At 62.7% G+C, this 18,587-nt stretch carries 13 protein-coding genes; 5 read left to right on the top strand and 8 right to left on the bottom strand.

All coding sequences use genetic code 11. The features are described from left to right. The first annotated feature begins 12 nt into the window (after positions 1-12). Both mutS and HHL24_RS03310 read left to right on the top strand, forming a co-directional pair. Positions 13-2,712, top strand: coding sequence for a DNA mismatch repair protein MutS (mutS, locus tag HHL24_RS03315; RefSeq protein ID WP_169483959.1), 2,700 nt, complete (start codon positions 13-15; stop codon positions 2,710-2,712). After that, positions 2,699-4,087 carry a hypothetical protein gene (locus tag HHL24_RS03310; protein WP_169483958.1) on the top strand — a complete coding sequence of 463 codons (1,389 nt, stop codon included), beginning with the start codon at positions 2,699-2,701 and terminating at the stop codon, positions 4,085-4,087. Before mutS ends, HHL24_RS03310 begins: the two co-directional genes overlap by 14 nt. Here HHL24_RS03310 and HHL24_RS03305 read toward each other — a convergent pair. Beyond that, complete coding sequence (locus HHL24_RS03305) at positions 4,067-4,609, bottom strand: FKBP-type peptidyl-prolyl cis-trans isomerase (protein ID WP_169483957.1); 543 nt, start codon at positions 4,607-4,609, stop codon at positions 4,067-4,069. The genes HHL24_RS03310 and HHL24_RS03305 overlap by 21 nt on opposite strands. 32 nt (positions 4,610-4,641) lie before the next feature. Here HHL24_RS03305 and HHL24_RS03300 point away from each other — a divergent pair, with 32 nt between their 5' ends. Beyond that, positions 4,642-5,892 (top strand): cupin domain-containing protein, encoded by a 1,251-nt coding sequence (locus HHL24_RS03300; protein ID WP_169483956.1) that lies wholly within the window; start codon positions 4,642-4,644, stop codon positions 5,890-5,892. Between the two features lie 231 nt (positions 5,893-6,123). Beyond that, entirely contained in the window at positions 6,124-6,384 is a 261-nt protein-coding gene (locus HHL24_RS03295; protein WP_093633513.1) for a hypothetical protein, read from the top strand. A 150-nt stretch (positions 6,385-6,534) separates the two neighbouring features. On the opposite strand, the gene HHL24_RS03290 is transcribed toward HHL24_RS03295, so the two are convergent. The 3 genes from HHL24_RS03290 to HHL24_RS03280 all read right to left on the bottom strand — a co-directional run bounded on the left by HHL24_RS03290 (position 6,535) and on the right by HHL24_RS03280 (position 10,175). Beyond that, positions 6,535-8,817 carry an ATP-dependent DNA helicase gene (locus tag HHL24_RS03290; protein ID WP_169483955.1) on the bottom strand — a complete coding sequence of 761 codons (2,283 nt, stop codon included), beginning with the start codon at positions 8,815-8,817 and terminating at the stop codon, positions 6,535-6,537. Positions 8,818-8,880: 63 nt separating this feature from the next. Continuing rightward, positions 8,881-9,099, bottom strand: a complete 219-nt coding sequence (locus HHL24_RS03285) for a DUF465 domain-containing protein (RefSeq protein ID WP_169483954.1) — start codon at positions 9,097-9,099, stop codon at positions 8,881-8,883. A 128-nt stretch (positions 9,100-9,227) separates the two neighbouring features. Next, on the bottom strand, positions 9,228-10,175 hold the full coding sequence (locus HHL24_RS03280) for a hypothetical protein (RefSeq protein ID WP_169484088.1): 948 nt from the start codon (positions 10,173-10,175) through the stop codon (positions 9,228-9,230). Positions 10,176-10,521: 346 nt separating this feature from the next. Here HHL24_RS03280 and HHL24_RS03275 point away from each other — a divergent pair, with 346 nt between their 5' ends. Further along, entirely contained in the window at positions 10,522-12,864 is a 2,343-nt protein-coding gene (locus HHL24_RS03275) for a Tex family protein (protein WP_169483953.1), read from the top strand. A gap of 151 nt (positions 12,865-13,015) precedes the next feature. On the opposite strand, the gene HHL24_RS03270 is transcribed toward HHL24_RS03275, so the two are convergent. The 4 genes from HHL24_RS03270 to HHL24_RS03255 form a co-directional block, all read right to left on the bottom strand. Beyond that, the gene (locus HHL24_RS03270) at positions 13,016-14,902 is read right to left on the bottom strand and encodes a potassium transporter Kup (protein ID WP_169483952.1); all 1,887 of its coding nucleotides are present in this window, start codon (positions 14,900-14,902) and stop codon (positions 13,016-13,018) included. A gap of 304 nt (positions 14,903-15,206) precedes the next feature. Next, positions 15,207-15,797 carry a phosphoribosyltransferase gene (locus HHL24_RS03265; RefSeq protein WP_097389666.1) on the bottom strand — a complete coding sequence of 197 codons (591 nt, stop codon included), beginning with the start codon at positions 15,795-15,797 and terminating at the stop codon, positions 15,207-15,209. A gap of 3 nt (positions 15,798-15,800) precedes the next feature. After that, the gene (locus HHL24_RS03260; protein WP_169483951.1) at positions 15,801-17,147 is read right to left on the bottom strand and encodes an adenylosuccinate synthase; all 1,347 of its coding nucleotides are present in this window, start codon (positions 17,145-17,147) and stop codon (positions 15,801-15,803) included. A gap of 203 nt (positions 17,148-17,350) precedes the next feature. Beyond that, on the bottom strand, positions 17,351-18,502 hold the full coding sequence (locus HHL24_RS03255; RefSeq protein WP_169483950.1) for an ATP phosphoribosyltransferase regulatory subunit: 1,152 nt from the start codon (positions 18,500-18,502) through the stop codon (positions 17,351-17,353). Between the last annotated feature and the right edge of the window lie 85 nt (positions 18,503-18,587).

Genomic DNA, 18,587 nt, shown 5'->3' with positions numbered 1-18,587 from the left:
AAGACACCAAGGATGGGCATTCAAACCGCAGCGGCCAATGACGTCGCACAACACACGCCAATGATGCAGCAGTACCTGCGCATCAAGGCGGATCATCCGGGCACGCTGGTGTTCTACCGGATGGGCGACTTCTACGAGCTCTTTTTCGAAGATGCGGAAAAAGCCGCGCGCCTGCTCGATTTAACACTTACGCAGCGCGGCGCGTCAGCGGGCAATCCGATCAAGATGGCGGGTGTGCCGCATCACGCGGTTGAACAGTATCTGGCCAAGCTGGTGAAGCTCGGCGAATCCGTCGCGATTTGCGAACAGATTGGCGATCCGGCTACCTCGAAAGGACCGGTCGAGCGCAAAGTCATGCGCGTGGTCACGCCGGGCACACTGACAGACGCAGCACTTCTATCCGACAAGAACGACGTCTATCTGATGGCGCTGTGCGTCGCGCATAACCGCCGCGGCGTCGCAACGAGCGTCGGGCTCGCGTGGCTGAATCTGGCGAGCGGCGCCTTGCGCCTCGCCGAAGTTGCGCCCGACCAAGTGGCCGCCGCGCTGGAACGGATTCGTCCCGCGGAAATTCTGGTGGCCGATGCGGCCGGCGAGTCCGCGAGCTGGACGCCGCCTGTCAACGCCGGCGCCCTCACCCGCGTGCCGGTCTGGCACTTCGATATCGCCTCGGGCACGCAGCGTCTGTGCGATCAACTGGAAGTGGCCGGCCTCGACGGCTTCGGCGCGCATTCGCTAACAGCGGCGTGCGGCGCGGCGGGTGCGCTGCTGCTATATGCGGCGGCCACGCAAGGCCAGCAATTGCGTCACGTGCGCAGCCTGAAGGTCGAATACGAGTCCGAATATATCGGGCTCGACCCCGCTACGCGCCGCAACCTTGAACTCACTGAAACGCTGCGCGGCACCGAATCGCCCACGCTGTGCTCGCTGCTCGACACCTGCTGCACGACAATGGGCAGCCGTCTGCTGCGCCACTGGCTGCACCATCCCCCGCGCGAAGCCGCTGTAGCGCAAGCACGTCAGCAGGCTATCGGCGCATTGCTCGACGCGCCGCTGGGCTCAGGTGTCGAAACGCTCCGCGGCGCGTTGCGGCAGATCTCCGACATTGAGCGTATTACCGGGCGTCTCGCGCTGCTGTCGGCGCGGCCTCGCGATCTGTCGAGCCTGCGCGATACGTTTATCGCCTTGCCCGAGTTGCGCACGCAACTCGCGGCCGTTGCGTCCAATGCGGACTCGCTGGCGCGTATCGACGCGTCGCTGGAACCGCCGCAAGCCTGCGTCGAACTGCTCAAGCGCGCGGTCGCGCAAGAGCCCTCAGCCATGGTTCGTGACGGCGGCGTGATCGCCCGCGGTTACGATGCGGAACTCGATGAGTTGCGAGATATTTCGGAGAACTGCGGGCAGTTCCTGATCGACCTCGAAACGCGCGAACGGGCGCGCACCGGCATTGGCAATCTGCGCGTCGAATACAACAAGGTGCACGGCTTCTATATCGAAGTCACGCGCGGCCAGACTGACAAGGTGCCGGACGATTACCGCCGCCGTCAGACGCTGAAAAACGCCGAGCGTTACATCACGCCGGAACTGAAAACTTTCGAAGACAAGGCGCTGTCCGCGCAGGAGCGCGCGCTGGCTCGCGAACGCTCGCTTTACGATGCGTTGCTGCAGGTGCTGCTGCCTTTTATCCCGGACTGCCAGCGGGTCGCCGCGGCACTCGCGGAACTCGATCTGCTGGCTGCCTTCGCCGAACGCGCCCGCGCGCTCGATTGGGTCGCCCCGACGTTTTCGCCGGACACCGGTATCGAAATCGAACAGGGCCGGCATCCGGTTGTCGAGGCGCAGGTCGAGCAATTCATCGCCAACGACTGCACGCTCACACCGGAGCGCAAACTGCTGCTGATCACCGGCCCGAACATGGGCGGTAAGTCGACCTTCATGCGGCAGACCGCGCTGATCGCGTTGCTGGCGTACGTCGGCAGCTATGTGCCGGCACGGCGCGCGGCATTCGGTCCGATCGATCGCATCTTCACGCGAATCGGCGCTGCGGACGATCTGGCCGGCGGCCGTTCGACCTTCATGGTGGAGATGACGGAAGCGGCGGCGATCCTGAACGACGCGACACCGCAAAGTCTCGTGCTGATGGACGAGATCGGGCGTGGCACGTCGACATTCGACGGCTTGGCGTTGGCTTGGGCCATCGCGCGGCACCTGCTGTCGCACAACGGCTGTCATACGCTGTTCGCCACGCATTACTTCGAATTGACGCAGTTGCCCGCCGAGTTTCCACACGCGGCCAATGTGCACCTGTCGGCAGTCGAGCATGGGCACGGCATCGTGTTCCTGCATGCGGTCAGTGAAGGTCCGGCGAATCAGAGCTACGGTTTGCAGGTCGCGCAACTGGCCGGTGTGCCGAACGCAGTGATTCGCGCGGCCCGCAAGCATCTCGCGCATCTCGAACAGCAATCGGCGGCGCAACCCGCACCGCAACTCGACCTGTTCGCGGTACCCATGCCTATGCTGGTCGAAGACGCCGACGACGACCGTGGCGACAAGCGCGACGCCAAGCAGGAATCAGCGGGGGCATCGCCGGCCATGCAGGCGCTTATCGAGCGTCTGCGCGCAATCGATCCGAACGATCTGCGCCCGCGCGAAGCGCTCGATCTGCTCTACGAACTGCACGAGCTGGCCGCCGCGCCGGATGCAGATCATTGACGCACACAGGCATCCGCCGCGCCCGCGCAAACTTTGCGCGGCGCTGACCGTCGCCCCCACGCTCACGGGCGGCCTTGCGGCGCTTGTGTCCTTGGTGGCGTTGGTGGCATTTGTCCCGCTCGCGCACGCCGAAACGCCGCGCTATGCCTTCGCGGTCATCGCCAACGCGATGCAAAGCCCCGCCGACGAAGCGCCCACGCAACGCCTGATCGAGGCGATCAGCCGCGAGCGCGACGTATCGTTCATCGTCTACGACGGCAATCTGAAGGGCGCGAAAGAAGCCTGCCGCGATGCGTTATACGAACGGCGCCACGCGCTGCTCGAAACGTCACGGCCCGCCCTCTTCTTCATCCCCGGCCAGCACGACTGGGCCGACTGCGGTACGACTGAGGCCGGCGGCTTCGACCCGGTCGAGCGGCTCGACCAACTACGCCAGACCCTGTTCACCAACTCCACGTCGATGGGTCAGAACCCGATCGCATTGACGCGCGAGAGCGAAGTCTCACGCTTTCGTCCGTTCCGGGAGAATGTGCGCTGGCAAGTCGGCGATACCGTGTTTGTCGGTCTGAACGCACCGGGGCCGAACAATCACTACCTGACTGCGGGCGGCCGCAACGGCGAGTTCGAAGATCGCGTGATCGCCAATGCATTCTGGCTCGAGCACGCAGCGGAATACGCCAAACGCCGTGACGCGCGCGCGATTGTCATCTTCATTCAGGGCGACCCCGATCCGGAGCGCTACGAACGACCCGACCGTTTTGCGTGGCTGCGCTTTACGCGCAATACGCGCCGCGACGGTTTTCTGGAATTCAAACGCAGCCTCGTCAAACTCGCGCAGATTTTTCGCGGCCCCGTGCTAGTGATTCATTGCGACGATGAACGCGCGAGCGCCGGCTTCGTGATCGATCAGCCGCTACGCAATGACAAGGGGATGCTGGTGACGAATCTCACACGTGTCGCGTTTGCGCCGCATGATCGTCTTAACCAGTGGATTCAGATTGAAGCGGATCTCGGCAAGAAACCGCCGTTCCGCGTGAGTGTGCGCGACGTGCCGAGGCAAATGCCGTTACCCACGGCAGCGCCGGCGCCGCAGCGCGAAGACCCGTCAGCTTCGATGCCGGCTGTGCCTGCGTTAGGCCCCGCTTCCGAGTTGCCGCCGTTGTTGCAGACGCCGGGACAGCCACAACCGGTCCAGCAGCAACCCGATCAGCCGCAACGCAGACCAGCGGAAGACGGCAACGGCGACTACGGGCCGCCTATGTCCGCTCCGCCCGCCTCGACCGCTTCGACCATTTTACCGCACGCACCGGGAGCGCCGGGTTTGCCTTCAGGCGCTCCCGGCACGCCCGCAAGCTCAGTGCAGCGTGGGCCCTGACTTGTCTTCTTCCGCTTCGTCGTCATCGTCATCGAGGACTTCGAGTCCGTCGGCGCCATGCGCGTGTTCGTGCTGGATTTCGTCTTCCGTAGCCGGACGCACGTCCTTGACGGTCAGCGCGAAACGCAGCGCCATGCCAGCGAGCGGATGGTTGCCGTCGAGCACGACTTTGTCTTCTGCGACGTCGGTCACCACGTAGACGAGCGAATCGAGATCCTCATCGCCTTCTTCCGGCGTGCCTTCGAATTGCATGCCGACTTCGAGCGGTTCCGGGAAGCGATCGCGCGGCTCGATCTTCACGAGATCAGGGTCGTACTCGCCGAACGCGTCTTGCGGCTCAAGCTGGATCTGGGTCTCGAAGCCGGCCTCGTGGCCGTCGAGCTCTTCCTCGATCTTGGGGAACGTGCCATCATAGCCGCCGTGCAGATAGACCATCGGCTCGTCGCTTTCTTCAATCAGATTGCCCTGCGCATCCGATAGCTTGTAAGCGACCGACACGACGGTGTTCTTTGCGATTTTCATTCGATTCTCCAGAATACAACTCACATTATACGATGCCCAAGCGGCCCACTGACCACCCGGCCGATGCAGCTTCGGCACGGAAATCTTCGCCGGCTTCGAAGCCAGCGCTCCCTGGCCTCCCGCCCTCGCCCGACACGCCCACGCCGCTGCTCGGCAATCTGACTCCGTCGCAATTCATGCGCCGGTACTGGCAGAAAAAGCCGCTGCTGATCCGCCAGGCGATCCCGAACGTGGAGGCGCCGCTGTCGCGCGATGAGTTTTTCGAGCTCGCGGATCAGGACGAAGTCGAAGCGCGTCTGATCACGCACTTTCGCAACAAATGGCAACTGGAGCACGGCCCGTTCGCGCCTGATGAACTGCCGTCGGTGAAGCAGCGTGCGTGGACGTTGCTCGTGCAAGGCGTGGACCTCTACGACGATCGTGCGCGTGCATTGCTCGACCGCTTCCGCTTTGTGCCGGACGCGCGTCTGGACGACCTGATGATTTCGTATGCGAGCGATGGCGGCGGCGTCGGCCCCCATTTCGATTCCTACGATGTGTTTCTTTTGCAAGTAAAAGGCAAGCGCCGGTGGCGGATCAGTGCGCAGAAAGATCTGACACTCCAACCGGGTTTGCCGTTGAAAGTTTTACAGCATTTCGAAGCGGAACAGGAATGGCTGCTCGAGCCGGGTGACATGCTGTACCTGCCGCCGCATATCGCGCATGACGGTGTCGCCGAAGGCGAATGCATGACCTGCTCGATCGGTTTTCGCGCCCCGTCAGCGGGCGAGTTGACCGCGCAGTTCCTCTACCATCTGGCCGAGCGCGGCGAGTCGGCTGCGCGCCCCAATGCGCTCTATCGCGACCCGCAGCAACCCGCTGTCGACCGTCCGGCTGAGCTGCCCACCGCATTGATCGAACGAGTTGGCGCGATCCTTGCGGGAGTCAAATGGAACGAGCAGGACATCGCGTCGTTCCTTGGCACGTACCTCAGTGAACCGAAGCCGAGCGTCGTCTTTGATCCGCCGCAACGACCGCTCAATGAAGCCCGTTTCATCAGTCAGGCGTCGAAGTCCGGCATTCGGCTGGACCGCAAGACTAATTTGTTGTACAACCGCCGTTTTTTCTTCGTAAATGGAGAGGAAACGCCGTTTGAAGGCGCAAAAAAGTGGTTGTTTGACCTCGCTGATCACCGGTGTATGAGTGCGAAACGCTTTGTAACACTCTCGCACGATTCGTCGGTGACAGCACTGCTTCACGAGTGGTATTGTGCGGGCTGGATACAAGTGGGCGAGCTTGCGTAACTCTGCCCGCCTGTTATACCGTACTGTGAAATTTTGTATGAGAAAGACAACGTATTGACCCCGGATTTATGGATTGTCAGTACGAAAGTGCATATAATTTCCGCCCAAGCCGTAGGGAAGATTCTAGCTCGTCAAAAGAGCGTCTCCACCAGCGGCCCAGGTCGGTGTTGGAGCACATTACCGGTATTATTTTGCGCTGTTGCTTACCTTTAACCATAAAAGGACGTGATCATGAAGAAATCCCTCCTCGTAGCATCCCTGTTGGCAGCTGTGGCACTGGCTGCATGCAACAAGAGCAACGATCAAGCCGCTGCCCCGGCTAGCGACGCAGCTGCTGCTTCGGCACCGGCTGCAGCAGCTTCGGATTCGGCTGCTGCTGCTTCGGGTGCGGCTGCTGCTGCGAGCGACGCTGCTGCTTCGGCTACGACCGCTGCTTCGGACGCAGGCGCTGCTGCTTCGGCTGCTGCTCCGGCTTCGGGCGCAAGCCAGTAAGCTGTCGCGTAGGGTTCGCCTCTGGGCGAAAACTGCTTCAGGAAATCACCTCGATTTCCTGGGCAGTAAAGCAAAACGCCACGGATTCACATCCGTGGCGTTTTGTCATTTAAGAGCCGCTTTTTACAACGGCATTCACTTAATCAGCTATTAAGTCGGTTTTGCATTCTCTTCGAAGAACTCGCGCACGACTTCGATCTCACGTGTGCGCTTGAAGGGGGGCAGGCTCTGCCATATACGGCGCCCATACGGTTTGTCGACGAGACGTGTGTCGCAGATCATCAGCACGCCGCGATCGGTCTCAGCGCGAATCAGACGCCCTGCGCCCTGCTTGAGCGTAATCACAGCCTGCGGCAACTGATGGACCGCAAACGGGCTCAACCCCTTCTTCGTCAGCGCGTCCAGACGTGCCGACAAAACCGGGTCATCGGGCGGTGCAAACGGCAGCTTGTCGATCACGACCAGCGAGAGCGCATCGCCACGCACGTCCACGCCTTCCCAGAAACTCTGACTTCCCACCAGAATCGCATTGCCATACGCACGGAAGCGGTCGAGCAACTCGGTGCGGCTTGCGTCACCCTGTACGAGCAGCGGATAGTCCCAGCCGCGCGCTTCGATGGTGTCGCGCAACTTGTTCGAGATGCGGTCGACAGCGCGCAGCGTCGTGCACAGCATGAATACGCCGCCGCCTGATGCTTCGATCGCCGGCAATGCAGCATCGAACACAGCGTCGGTAAACATCGGCGACGAAGGCTGCGGCAAATTGCGCGGCACGTACAGAAGCCCTTGCGTCGGATAGTCGAAGGGGCTCGGCAGCGTCATCGAACGTTTTGCGTTCAGGCCCATCTGCGCCGCATAGTGCGTGAAGTCGCCTCGCACCGACAATGTCGCCGATGTGAAGATCCACGCGCGCGGCACGCCGGCGCGCTGCTTCGCGAAGATCGGCGCGACCGACAGCGGCGTTTCATGCAACTGCACCGTATGCGCGAAGACTTCGATCCAGCGCACCTTTTCATTCGGATCGGCGCGTTCGGCCTTGGCGTCCGCCGAGGCGGCGTCAGCGGCCGCGCGTTCGGTCTCGGTGGGCGGTGTCGTCCAGCCCGCGAGCACGCCTTGCAACTCGCGTGCGCGACGCAAACACGCGCCGATCGATTCAGCGCGCTCGGCCTGACCCGCCAACGCTGAAGCCAATGCGTCCAGCTCGGCCTCAAGCGTTTCGAGCGCGGGGAATAACGGATGATCGTCGGGCAACTGACCGATCGACAAGCGCACCGAGTCTTCCTTGAAAGCGAGCCGCACGTCACGCGCCGCGCGTTCGAGCGTTGAGCCGAGCGTCACCCAGTCAACCGACTCGCGCGCATGACCCAGGCCCTCCGCCACGGAATCGCGCGCGAGCTCGAGAAATTGCGTGGTCGAAAGCGTCTCGCCGAAAAACAGCGTCGCGGTTTCCGGCAGTTGGTGCGCTTCGTCGAAGATGACGGTGTTCGCCGTAGGCAGCAATTCAGCCATGCCTGTATCGCGTAGCATGATGTCGGCGAAAAACAGATGGTGATTGACCACCACGATGTCGGCCTGCTGCGCCTCGCGGCGCGCCTGCATCACAAAGCACTCCTTGTAGTGCGGGCACTCCTGGCCAAGACAGTTTTCACGCGTGGACGTGACCATCGACCACACCGCCGCCGTTTCCGGCACGCTCGCGAGTTCGGCCTTGTCGCCGGTGCGTGTGATCTTGGCGAAGCGAATGATGTCCTGCAGATACGAGGTTTCCTGGCGCGACGGCAGACGGCCGTTATCCGCTGTGCGCTGCAGATAGTAATGGCACAGGTAGTTCGCGCGGCCCTTGAGCATCGCCACCGAGACCGGCACGGCGAGCGCATCGCGCACAGTCGGAATGTCGCGCTGAAAGAGCTGATCCTGCAAATGCTTGGTGCCGGTGGAGACGATCACCTTGCCGCCCCACAACATGGCCGGTACGAGATACGCATAGGTCTTGCCGGTGCCTGTACCCGCTTCGACGATCAGCGTGTTTTCGCTGCCGTCGAGACCGTTCGACTCGTTGGTTTCGGGGGCTTCCGCCGCCGCATCCGCAGCTTGCGATTGGAGACGTCGCGCCGGACGCTTTTGCGCTTCGAACATTGCCGGCTCGGGCATTGCACGGCCCGACGCTTCCATGGCCGCCGCGACGGCGCGAGACATCTCGATCTGCGACGCGCGCGAGCGATAGCCGTCGATCTGACGGGCGAGCAGGCCGTTGTCGGCGAAGATATCGTCCAGTTCGGCGCCGCGGCGTGGATTCAATGATGCGGAGAGCGCAGACGCGGGAGCACGCGGCGCCGGAGCGCCGGCCGCCGGATCGCCGGCCGCCGGATCGCCGGCCGCCGGAGCGTCGTCGCCCGCTGTGGCGCGTGGTGAAGTTTCAAGCGGTGAATTCAAGGCAAGCGTTTCCTGCAAAGTCCGGCGCGCGCGGCGCGACCCGGCACCTGCCAGGCCACGAACTCAGGCGCGTGCGTCCGGTTCGAGCTGCAATTGCAGCAAGATGATGGTGTCCTTAACTTTGAGTTTGCGCTTTTTCAGGCGCTGCAACTCGAAGTCATCGATGCCGGGCTCATCCGACATTCGGTCGATCAAACGATCGAGCCCACTATGCTCCGATTCCAGCTGCAGAATACGGTCGCGAAGGGTGTCTGTGGTGATGACGTGATGGTGATCGCGCATGCTCGCCTCCTCTCGTAAGCGGCACAGGCTGCGCGGTGCAGCCTGTGCCGGAGGTTGCTGTCCGGCTTAAAACGCGTTACGGCGACTACTAACTCGCTCCTACCCTACCAGAACCTGCTACAGCACACCTACTGTTGTTCCTGTTGCTGCTTTTGCTGCTCTTCAAGTTCCTGCTGCTGCTTCAACTGGTCCTGACGTTTCTGCTCGGCTTTCTCGGCCGCCTGCTTCTGGCGCGCTTCGACGTCAGCTTTATGCTGCGCCGCATCGGCCTGCTTCTTCTCGAAGGTCTGCTGTTTCTCGACGCGCTCCTGAGCCTTCTGGGCGCCCTGCTGACGCGCCTCCTCGAGCTTGCGCTGGAAGTCGCCCTGCTTCTGATCGTAAGCCTGCTGGTTAGCCGCGGCCTGCGACGGGCTGACGCCGCGCTGCGCCTGATCCAGCGCGTGCTGTTGCAGCTTCTGCTGATAGGCTTGCGCGTTGGCGTCGCGTTGCGGCGCTTCGGCTGCGCGCTGCGCCTGATCGAGCTGGTGTTGGCGCTGCTTGTCTTCGTAGGCTTGCGCGTTACGTGCGTCGTCGGCGGCGCGTTGCGGCGCGCTCGCTTCGTCTTGTGCGCGTTTGAGCGCCGCCTGCTCGTCACGCTCGCGGGCGCGCTGGACACGCTGTTCGCCGTCGAGCGCGAGCTGTTCCTTGCGAATGTCGGCCTGCACCGAGCGCATGCTGTCGCGCGCCTTGTCCAGGCAGTGGTTGACGAAGAACTTGCTGTAGCAATCGTGCTCGGCAACTGCGTAACGGTAGTTGTTTTCCTCAGTGCGCTGATCCAGGACTTTCTGGCGCGCATCGAATGCGCTGTCAGGCGATGCCGGGTTGTCAGCATTCTCAGCGTTGTCGGCATTACCCGCGTTCCCGGCGCCGTTCGTCGTGCTTGTTGCGCCCGCCGCGCTCGCTGCCCGCGCGCCCGAAGCGGCCAGCGGCGCGACACTACTGGCGGCCGTGAGCGCCGCTGCGGATTGCGCCGCGGCCGGCGCGGACATGGCTAGCGTTGCGGCCATGACGCACGAGGCGCACGAAGCGAACAACATCCCATTGGACGGGAGCGCTGACTTGAACACGGACCGCGACGCCAACCTGAGCGATGTAAGCGGCGATCGCGACACATTCAGCGACAGAAGAGACGACAATTGTGACAAGCGAGAGACCAAGCGGGAGCCCAGGCGGTTGAGGGACAAAGAGATTGGCAACGTCGTAAATGGTCAACGGAACATGCCCGAAATTCTATCACCCTGCGGTTGAGCCCTTTTGCATTTATGGCAAAATGCCCCGCTCCAGCAACCTGGTCGTAGCGCGCACGCCCAGCGTGCACCAACGTGCCCGACGTGTGCCGTTACCGCGCGACCTTTGATTGAGTAGCAGGAACACCAAGACCTTATGACGGAAACCGTAGCACTCAAGATCGTACAGCGCATCGCCGCCGAACTGTCCGTCCAGCCGCGCCAGGTCGCGGCCGCGGTGCAACTTCTCGACGAAGGAGCGACTGTTCCGTTCATCGCCCGCTACCGGAAGGAAGTGACCGACAATCTCGACGACACGCAACTGCGTAATCTCGAGGAGCGTCTGCTGTATCTGCGCGAGCTGGAAGACCGGCGCGCCGCGATCATCACGAGCATCGACGAACAGGGCAAGCTCACCGACGAGCTGCGCACCGCCATCGAAGGCGCCGACAGCAAGCAGGTGCTGGAAGACCTGTATCTCCCGTATAAACCCAAGCGCCGCACGCGCGCGCAGATCGCCCGCGAAGCCGGCCTGCAGCCGCTCGCCGACGCGCTGCTGGGCAACCCCCTGCTCGACCCGCAAACCGAAGCCGCCGCCTACGTGGACGCCGAGAAAGGCGTCGCCGACGTGAAAGCCGCGCTCGACGGCGCGCGCGATATCCTCTCCGAACAGTTCGGCGAAACCGCGGATCTGCTCGGCAAGCTGCGCGATTACATGTTCAACCAGGGCGTGGTGTCGTCGAAAGTGGTCGAGGGCAAGGAAAACGCGGAAGAAGAGAAATTCCGCGACTACTACGACTACGCGGAAACCATCAAGACCGTGCCGTCGCATCGCGCGCTGGCCCTGTTCCGCGGCCGCAATGCGGGTGTGCTGATGGTCAAGCTGGGGCTGGGTGAAGAACTCGACGCGCAGGTGCCGCATCCGAGTGAAGCGCTGATCGCCCGCCACTTCGGCATCGCCAACCAGAACCGCCCGGCCGACAAGTGGCTCTCCGACGTGTGCCGCTGGTGCTGGCGCGTGAAGGTGCAGCCGCACATCGAAAACGAGCTGCTGACCAATCTGCGCGACGAGGCCGAACACGAAGCGATTCGCGTGTTTGCTCGCAACCTGAAGGACCTGCTGCTGGCGGCGCCGGCGGGCCCGAAGGCTGTGATCGGCCTCGATCCGGGTATGCGCACCGGCGTGAAAGTCGCGGTGGTCGATCGGACTGGCAAGGTGCTCGCCACCGACGTGATTTATCCGCACGAGCCGCGCCGCGACTGGGACGGCTCGATCGCGAAGCTGGCGCGCATCTGCGCGCAAACGCAGGCTGAGTTGATCAGTATCGGCAACGGTACGGCGTCGCGTGAGACGGACAAGCTCGCGAGCGAACTGATCGCGCGTCATCCGGAGTTCAAGCTGCAGAAGATCGTCGTCTCGGAAGCCGGTGCGTCGGTGTACTCGGCCTCCGAACTCGCGGCGAAGGAATTCCCGGATATGGACGTGTCGCTGCGCGGCGCTGTGTCGATTGCACGCCGTCTGCAGGATCCGCTCGCGGAACTGGTGAAGATCGAACCCAAGGCGATCGGCGTCGGTCAATACCAGCACGACGTGAATCAGCGCGAACTGGCCCGCTCGCTCGACGCGGTGGTCGAGGACTGTGTGAACGCGGTCGGCGTGGATGCCAATACGGCGTCGGTTGCTTTGCTGGCGCGCGTGTCGGGTCTGAACGCAACGCTGGCTCGCAACATCGTCGACTATCGCGACGCAAACGGCCCGTTCCCGTCGCGCGAACATCTGCGCAAGGTGCCGCGTCTGGGCGACAAGACCTTCGAGCAGGCCGCCGGGTTCCTGCGCATCAACAACGGCGAGAATCCGCTCGACCGCTCCTCGGTTCACCCGGAAGCCTATCCGGTCGTGGAACGCATGCTCGCGAAGATCAGCAAGCATGTCGGCGAAGTGCTCGGCAATCGCGACGCGCTGCGTGGCCTGTCGCCGGCGGAATTCGTCGACGAACGTTTCGGCCTGCCGACTGTGCGCGACATTCTGCTGGAACTCGAAAAGCCGGGCCGCGACCCGCGCCCCGAGTTCAAGACCGCGACCTTCCGCGAAGGCGTCGAGAAGGTCAGCGACCTGACGCCGGGCATGGTGCTCGAAGGCGTCGTGACGAACGTGGCGGCCTTCGGTGCGTTCATCGACATCGGCGTGCATCAGGACGGTCTCGTACACGTGTCGGCCATGTCGACGAAGTTCATCAAAGACCCGCACGAAGTGGTCAAGGCCGGCCAGATCGTCAAGGTGAAGGTGCTGGAAGTCGATGTGAAGCGCCAGCGGATCGCGCTGACCATGCGTCTCGACGACGACTTCGGTGCGGCAGCAGCGCCGCGCAGCGGTGGCGGCGCCCAGCAGGATCGCGGCCGCCCCGGCGGCGGTGCACGCGGTGCGCAGCAGCAGCGCTCGCGTGAGCCGGAAGCAGGCGGCGCAATGGCCGCCGCCTTCGCCAAGCTCAAGCAGAAGTAATCGGGTTCGTCAGTGCGTGACTGAATCACGCGCTGACGTTCACGAGACTGAGCGGCACAAAAAAGCCCACGCAAAATTGCGTGGGCTTTTTTTATCGCTTGCCGCTTGCCGCGCCTCGGCATGCAAGGCGTTTGCGAATCTGGCTTCGCGCTCAGATCTCGATCTTCGTCCCCAACTCCACCACCCGATTGGCCGGAATGCTGAAGAAGTCGGTCGGCTTGGCCGCGTTCTGATGCATCCATGCGAACACACGTTCGCGCCACACCGACATGCCCGGCAACTGCGTCGGCACCACCGTTTCGCGGGCGAGGAAGAACGACGTGTCCATCAACTCGAACGTCATGTCGTGCGTGCGGCCGACCTCGAGCAACACTGCCTTCACGTCAGGCGTTTCGTTGAAACCGTAGGCCGCCTTGACGAGGTACAAGCCGCCGTCGAGATCCTTTACCGTCACGCGTTCCGCATCGTTCACATACGGGATATCGAGCGTCACGAAGGTCAGGAAAATGGTGCGCTCGTGCAGCACCTTGTTGTGCTTCAGGTTGTGCAGCAAGCTCACCGGCACGAGCGAATCGCTGCCCGTCAGATAGATCGCGGTACCCGACACGCGATGCGGCGGATGCGCAAGCAAGCCTTGCAGGAACGGCATAAGCGGAATACCGTCAGCCGCCGTGCGCTCCTTGACGATCATCCTGCCCTTGAACCAGGTCATCAGCAAAAAGAACAGGAGCGCGCCGATGCCAAGCGGCAGCCAGCCACCTTCTGCAACCTTGAGCAGATTGGCGCCGAAAAAGCCCAGGTCGACCACCATGAACACGCCGATGATCATCGCGACGAGGAACTTGTTCCAGTTCCACACCTTCACCATGACGACGCAGGCAAGAATCGTGGTGATCACCATGGTCGCCGTCACCGCGATACCGTACGCGGCGGCGAGATTATCCGAGGTCTTGAACGCAATCACGATGCACAGAATGATGAACAGCAGCATCCAGTTCACCACCGGCACATAGATCTGACCGATCGCCAGTTCCGACGTGTGCAGGATCTTCATACGCGGCACGTAACCAAGCTGGATCGCCTGGCTCGTCAGCGAATAGGCACCGGAAATCACCGCCTGCGACGCGATCACGGTCGCCACCGTTGACAGCACCACGAGCGGCAGCAGCGCCCAATCCGGTGCGAGCAGGAAGAACGGGTTTTCGATCGCCTTCGGGTCGTGCATGAGCAGCGCGCCCTGGCCGAAATAGTTCAGCACCAGCGAAGGCATCACGAGGAAGTACCAGGCCATGCGGATCGGCTTTGCGCCGAAGTGGCCCATGTCGGCGTACAGCGCTTCGGCGCCGGTCAGCACCAGCACGACCGAGCCGAGCACCACGTAGGCCTGCAACACGTGCGCCGCCATAAAGGTGTAGGCGTAGTACGGATTCAGCGCGCGGATCACGTTCGGCGACTGCAGGATGTGCCACAGGCCCAGCGCGGCGAGCACGAGGAACCACAGCACCATGATCGGACCGAACAGGCGGCCGACGGTGGCCGTTCCGTGCCGCTGAATCCAGAACAGCAGCACGAGGATCACCATCGTGAGCGGCAACACCAGATGAGACAGATTGGGCGCCGCGATTTCCAGCCCCTCGACCGCGGAGATCACCGAAATGGCGGGCGTAATCACCGCGTCGCCATAGAACATGCAGGCGCCGAAGATGCCGAGCATCATCAACAAGCCGGTCATTTTCGACTTCTGATCGAGTGAGCGCAGCGCCAGCGCCATCAGCGCGAGGACGCCGCCTTCGCCGTTGTTGTCGGCGCGCATCACGAACAATACGTACTTGATGCTGACCACGATCACGATCGCCCAGAACAGCAGCGAGATCACGCCCAGAATCGATTGATCGGTCAGTGGAATGCCATGTGCCGGGCTGAAGGCCTCTTTCAGCGAGTACAACGGGCTCGTGCCGATATCGCCGAACACCACTCCGATCGCGGCAATCGCGAGGGAAGGCAGAGGCTGTTTGTGCACGTGATTGTTATCTGTCATAGACGCGAGGAAATCCGTTCCCTGAGCGGAAAAAACGACCGCTATTCTAAACTGCCCGCCTAGCGCCGCCCGGCTTGTTGTGGATACACCACGTGGATGGTCCGCGAAGTGTAGCACTGCGATTTGGGCAAGTCTGCTGCGCCAGATGTTTCGCCGGCGCAGGCGTACGCGTTTCGCAAGGCGCCGTTCGCGGGACGCGCTACGACGCGCACACGACGCACATAAAAAAACGGAGCCCAATCGGACTCCGTTTTGCAGGCACTGCACTGGATACGACGCGACAGGTACAGCGTCGTAGCGCGCATCACGTGCCCGACGACTCCTGCTCCTGCTGCATACCGCGCTTGATCCACGCACCGAGGTTATGCGGACGAACCGTATCCCATTCCTCGAACGGCTGGTGAATCCACGGATTGGTGGGCAGATACTGCACGTGGTAGTCAGGCTTCACTTTCGAGCAGCCCTTATACCAGAGCACCGCCGAACGCACCGCTGTGATCGCCGGATAGCGTTCTTTCAGATGCTGCTGCACGCGTGCCAGCGTCACACCCGAATCGACCAGATCGTCGACCAGCAACACGTTGCCGTGCAACTCGCCGCGCGTCATCGTGATGTATTGCGCGATGTCGAGTTCGCCCTGCTCCGTGCCGGCCGCTTCGCGGTACGAACTGGTGGCGAGAATCGCCAGCGGCAGATCGTAAATACGCGAGAGCTGATCGCCAACGCGCAAACCGCCGCGCGCGAGACACAGGATCTTGTCGAACTTCCAGCCCGACTCGTGCACCTGCAACGCCAGCAGTTCGATCAGCCGGTGATACTCGTCCCAGCCGACCCAAAGGTTCTTGTCGTCGTTGCGCGGATCTTTCATCGCAATCATGGGTACACCTTGCACCATGGCTTAAACCTTGAACGGATGACGAAGCAGAATCGTTTCGTCGCGATCCGGACCGGTCGACACCATGTCGATCGGAATGCCCGCGACTTCCTGCACACGCGTCAGATACGCACGCGCGCTAGCCGGCAGCTTGTCCCATTCCGTAATGCCGACGGTGCTTTCCTTCCAGCCCGCGAAAGTTTCGTACACCGGCACGCAACGCGCCACTTCCGATGCGCCACGCGGCAGCAGATCGACATGCTTGCCGTCGACCGTGTAGCCGATGCACAGCTTCACTTCGTCAAGACCGTCGAGCACGTCGAGCTTGGTCATGCACAGACCCGACACGCCGTTGATCTGGATCGAGCGGCGCAGCGCGGCGGCGTCGAGCCAGCCAGTGCGGCGCGGACGGCCGGTAACCGAGCCGAATTCCTTGCCGACCTTGGCGAGTTCGAGACCGATCGGGTCCTGACGCGCGGCGTTATCCGCGTCGTACAGTTCGCTCGGGAACGGGCCCGAACCGACACGCGTGCAATACGCCTTCGTGATGCCGAGAATGTAGTTCAGCTTTTGCGGACCGACGCCGGCGCCCGCGGTAGCCGCACCGGCCACGCAGTTGCTCGACGTGACGTACGGATAGGTGCCGTGGTCGATGTCGAGCAGCGTGCCTTGCGCGCCTTCGAACAGCAGGTTGTTGCCGGCTGCGTTTTCGTCGTACAGACGGCGCGACACGTCGGTCACCATCGGCTTCAGACGGTCGGCGTAGCTCAGCATCGTGTCGAGCGTTTGCTGGAAGTCGACCGCGGCGACGCCCAGGTATTGCGTCAGCACGAAGTTGTGATAATCGAGGTTCTCACGCAGACGTTCGGCGAAGCTTTCCGGCTCGAACAGGTCTTGCACGCGCAAACCGCGGCGCGCCACCTTGTCTTCGTAGGCCGGGCCGATGCCACGGCCGGTGGTGCCGATCTTGCTCGCGCCACGGCGCGCTTCGCGGCCTTGGTCGATGGCAATGTGGTACGGCAGGATCAGGGTGGTGGCTTCGGAAATGAAGAGGCGATTCTGAACATCGACCCCGGCGGCTTCGAGCTCGCCAATTTCCTTGAACAGCGCTTCCGGCGACAACACGACGCCATTGCCGATGTAGCACGCGACGCCGGGATGCATGATGCCCGACGGAATCAGACGCAAGATGGTTTTCTTGCCGCCGATGATAAGCGTGTGACCGGCATTGTGACCGCCCTGGAAGCGAACGACGCCTTGAGCGTGGTCCGTCAGCCAGTCGACGATCTTGCCCTTGCCTTCATCACCCCATTGGGTCCCGACGACGACGACGTTGCGCCCGGGGTTCACATTCACTGCGCTGGCAGACATGTTGTTTCGTAAGCTGGTTAAAAACGTATTCTACCTATGTTCGCGGAACCTTCCGAATTTTTCCGTTTCCGCTCAACGGTATGCACGTTATGGTGGGTATATCGAAAATAGCACGGCGAGTCGCCGCGCCGGGTCCGGCGACGCTTTGGACGCCTTCTGAAATGCCTTTGGGATGGCCCCTCAGGCGGTCTCTCGTCGCGCGCTCAGGAACGGGGTTCGACGACCCACGCGCCGTTGCGCTCGACCAACACGCGGTCGCAGGCGAATTCGTCCAGATCGTGCTCGTGGCCAGGCAGCGCCTGGATCACGACTTCACCTGCGTTACGCAGCGCGGCGACGCTGGTGCGCAACGCTTCGTCGTGCTGCCACGGCGCGAGAATCGCGCTGCTGCGGGCCTCGACGGGCGAAATGCGAGCGACTTCGCGCAGATCGAGCGAGAAGCCGGTTGCCGCGCGCGCGCGGCCGTAGGCCTGGCCGACGTGGTCATATCGGCCGCCGCGCGCAACCGCATTCGGCACGCCGTCCACATACGCCGAGAACATCACGCCGCTGTGGTACGCGTAGCCGCGCAAATCGGCCAGGTCGATCATCACTTCGGCGCCTTCCACCTGGCTCGCGAGGAACGCCAGGTCGTCGAGCGCGCGGGCGATAGCCGGTGCGTTCGGCAAGCGTGCGCGGGCTTCGTCGAGCACCGAGGCGTCGCCGTAGAGCGTGGGAAGCGAGCGCAATGCGTCGCGCGTGACCGGTGTGAGATTGGCGGTCAGCTCGACGAGGCGCGGCACATCCTTACCGGCCAATGCGTCGTAGAGCGACTGACCCAGTTCGGCAGCAGCGGGTTCTGCTTCGATCAACGCGGCGAGCACGCCTGCATGACACAAATCGAGCCGCACTTTCGCGAGGCCGGCCAGACGCAGCGCGTCAAGCATCAACTGCTGGATTTCCAGATCCGCTTCGAGACCGGCGTGACCGTAGATTTCCGCGCCGATCTGGATCTGCTCACGCGTGGCGTGCAGGCCGCGCGGACGCGTATGCGCCACATTGCCTGCATAGCAAAGCCGCGTCACGCCCTGACGATTCAGCAGGTGTGCGTCGATACGCGCGACCTGCGGCGTGATGTCGGCGCGCAGACCGAGCGTGCGCCCGGACATCTGATCGACGAGCTTGAACGTGCGCAGATTCAGATCGTGCCCGCCACCGGTGAGCAGCGACTCGATGTACTCGAGCAGCGGCGGCATCACCATCTCGTAGCCGTACGAGCGGAAACGGTCCAGCAAATGGCGCCGCAACTCTTCGATCTTGCGGGCTTCCGACGGCAGCACGTCGGCGATATTCTCGGGAAGTAACCAGGTCGACATCGATACAGTCCTACGACGTTGAACACGGCGACTGGGGGCGCCGGTAAGTGAGTGTGAATGGCGGGCGACGGCTCTATTTTGGCGG

It is taken from the genome of Paraburkholderia polaris (assembly GCF_012927345.1).
Taxonomy (GTDB): domain Bacteria; phylum Pseudomonadota; class Gammaproteobacteria; order Burkholderiales; family Burkholderiaceae; genus Paraburkholderia; species Paraburkholderia polaris.
Note: the sequence above shows the minus strand (reverse complement) of the source record. Positions and strands in the feature narration are given on the sequence as shown.

Coding starts and splice junctions, on each gene's coding strand:
- HHL24_RS03270 (WP_169483952.1), bottom strand. CDS start 14,902: ATGACAGATAACAATCACGTGCACAAACAGCCTCTGCCTTCCCTCGCG.
- HHL24_RS03305 (WP_169483957.1), bottom strand. CDS start 4,609: ATGAAAATCGCAAAGAACACCGTCGTGTCGGTCGCTTACAAGCTATCG.
- HHL24_RS03275 (WP_169483953.1), top strand. CDS start 10,522: ATGACGGAAACCGTAGCACTCAAGATCGTACAGCGCATCGCCGCCGAA.
- HHL24_RS03300 (WP_169483956.1), top strand. CDS start 4,642: ATGCCCAAGCGGCCCACTGACCACCCGGCCGATGCAGCTTCGGCACGG.
- HHL24_RS03310 (WP_169483958.1), top strand. CDS start 2,699: ATGCAGATCATTGACGCACACAGGCATCCGCCGCGCCCGCGCAAACTT.
- HHL24_RS03260 (WP_169483951.1), bottom strand. CDS start 17,147: ATGTCTGCCAGCGCAGTGAATGTGAACCCCGGGCGCAACGTCGTCGTC.
- mutS (WP_169483959.1), top strand. CDS start 13: ATGGGCATTCAAACCGCAGCGGCCAATGACGTCGCACAACACACGCCA.
- HHL24_RS03265 (WP_097389666.1), bottom strand. CDS start 15,797: ATGGTGCAAGGTGTACCCATGATTGCGATGAAAGATCCGCGCAACGAC.
- HHL24_RS03280 (WP_169484088.1), bottom strand. CDS start 10,175: ATGTTGTTCGCTTCGTGCGCCTCGTGCGTCATGGCCGCAACGCTAGCC.
- HHL24_RS03285 (WP_169483954.1), bottom strand. CDS start 9,099: ATGCGCGATCACCATCACGTCATCACCACAGACACCCTTCGCGACCGT.
- HHL24_RS03295 (WP_093633513.1), top strand. CDS start 6,124: ATGAAGAAATCCCTCCTCGTAGCATCCCTGTTGGCAGCTGTGGCACTG.
- HHL24_RS03255 (WP_169483950.1), bottom strand. CDS start 18,502: ATGTCGACCTGGTTACTTCCCGAGAATATCGCCGACGTGCTGCCGTCG.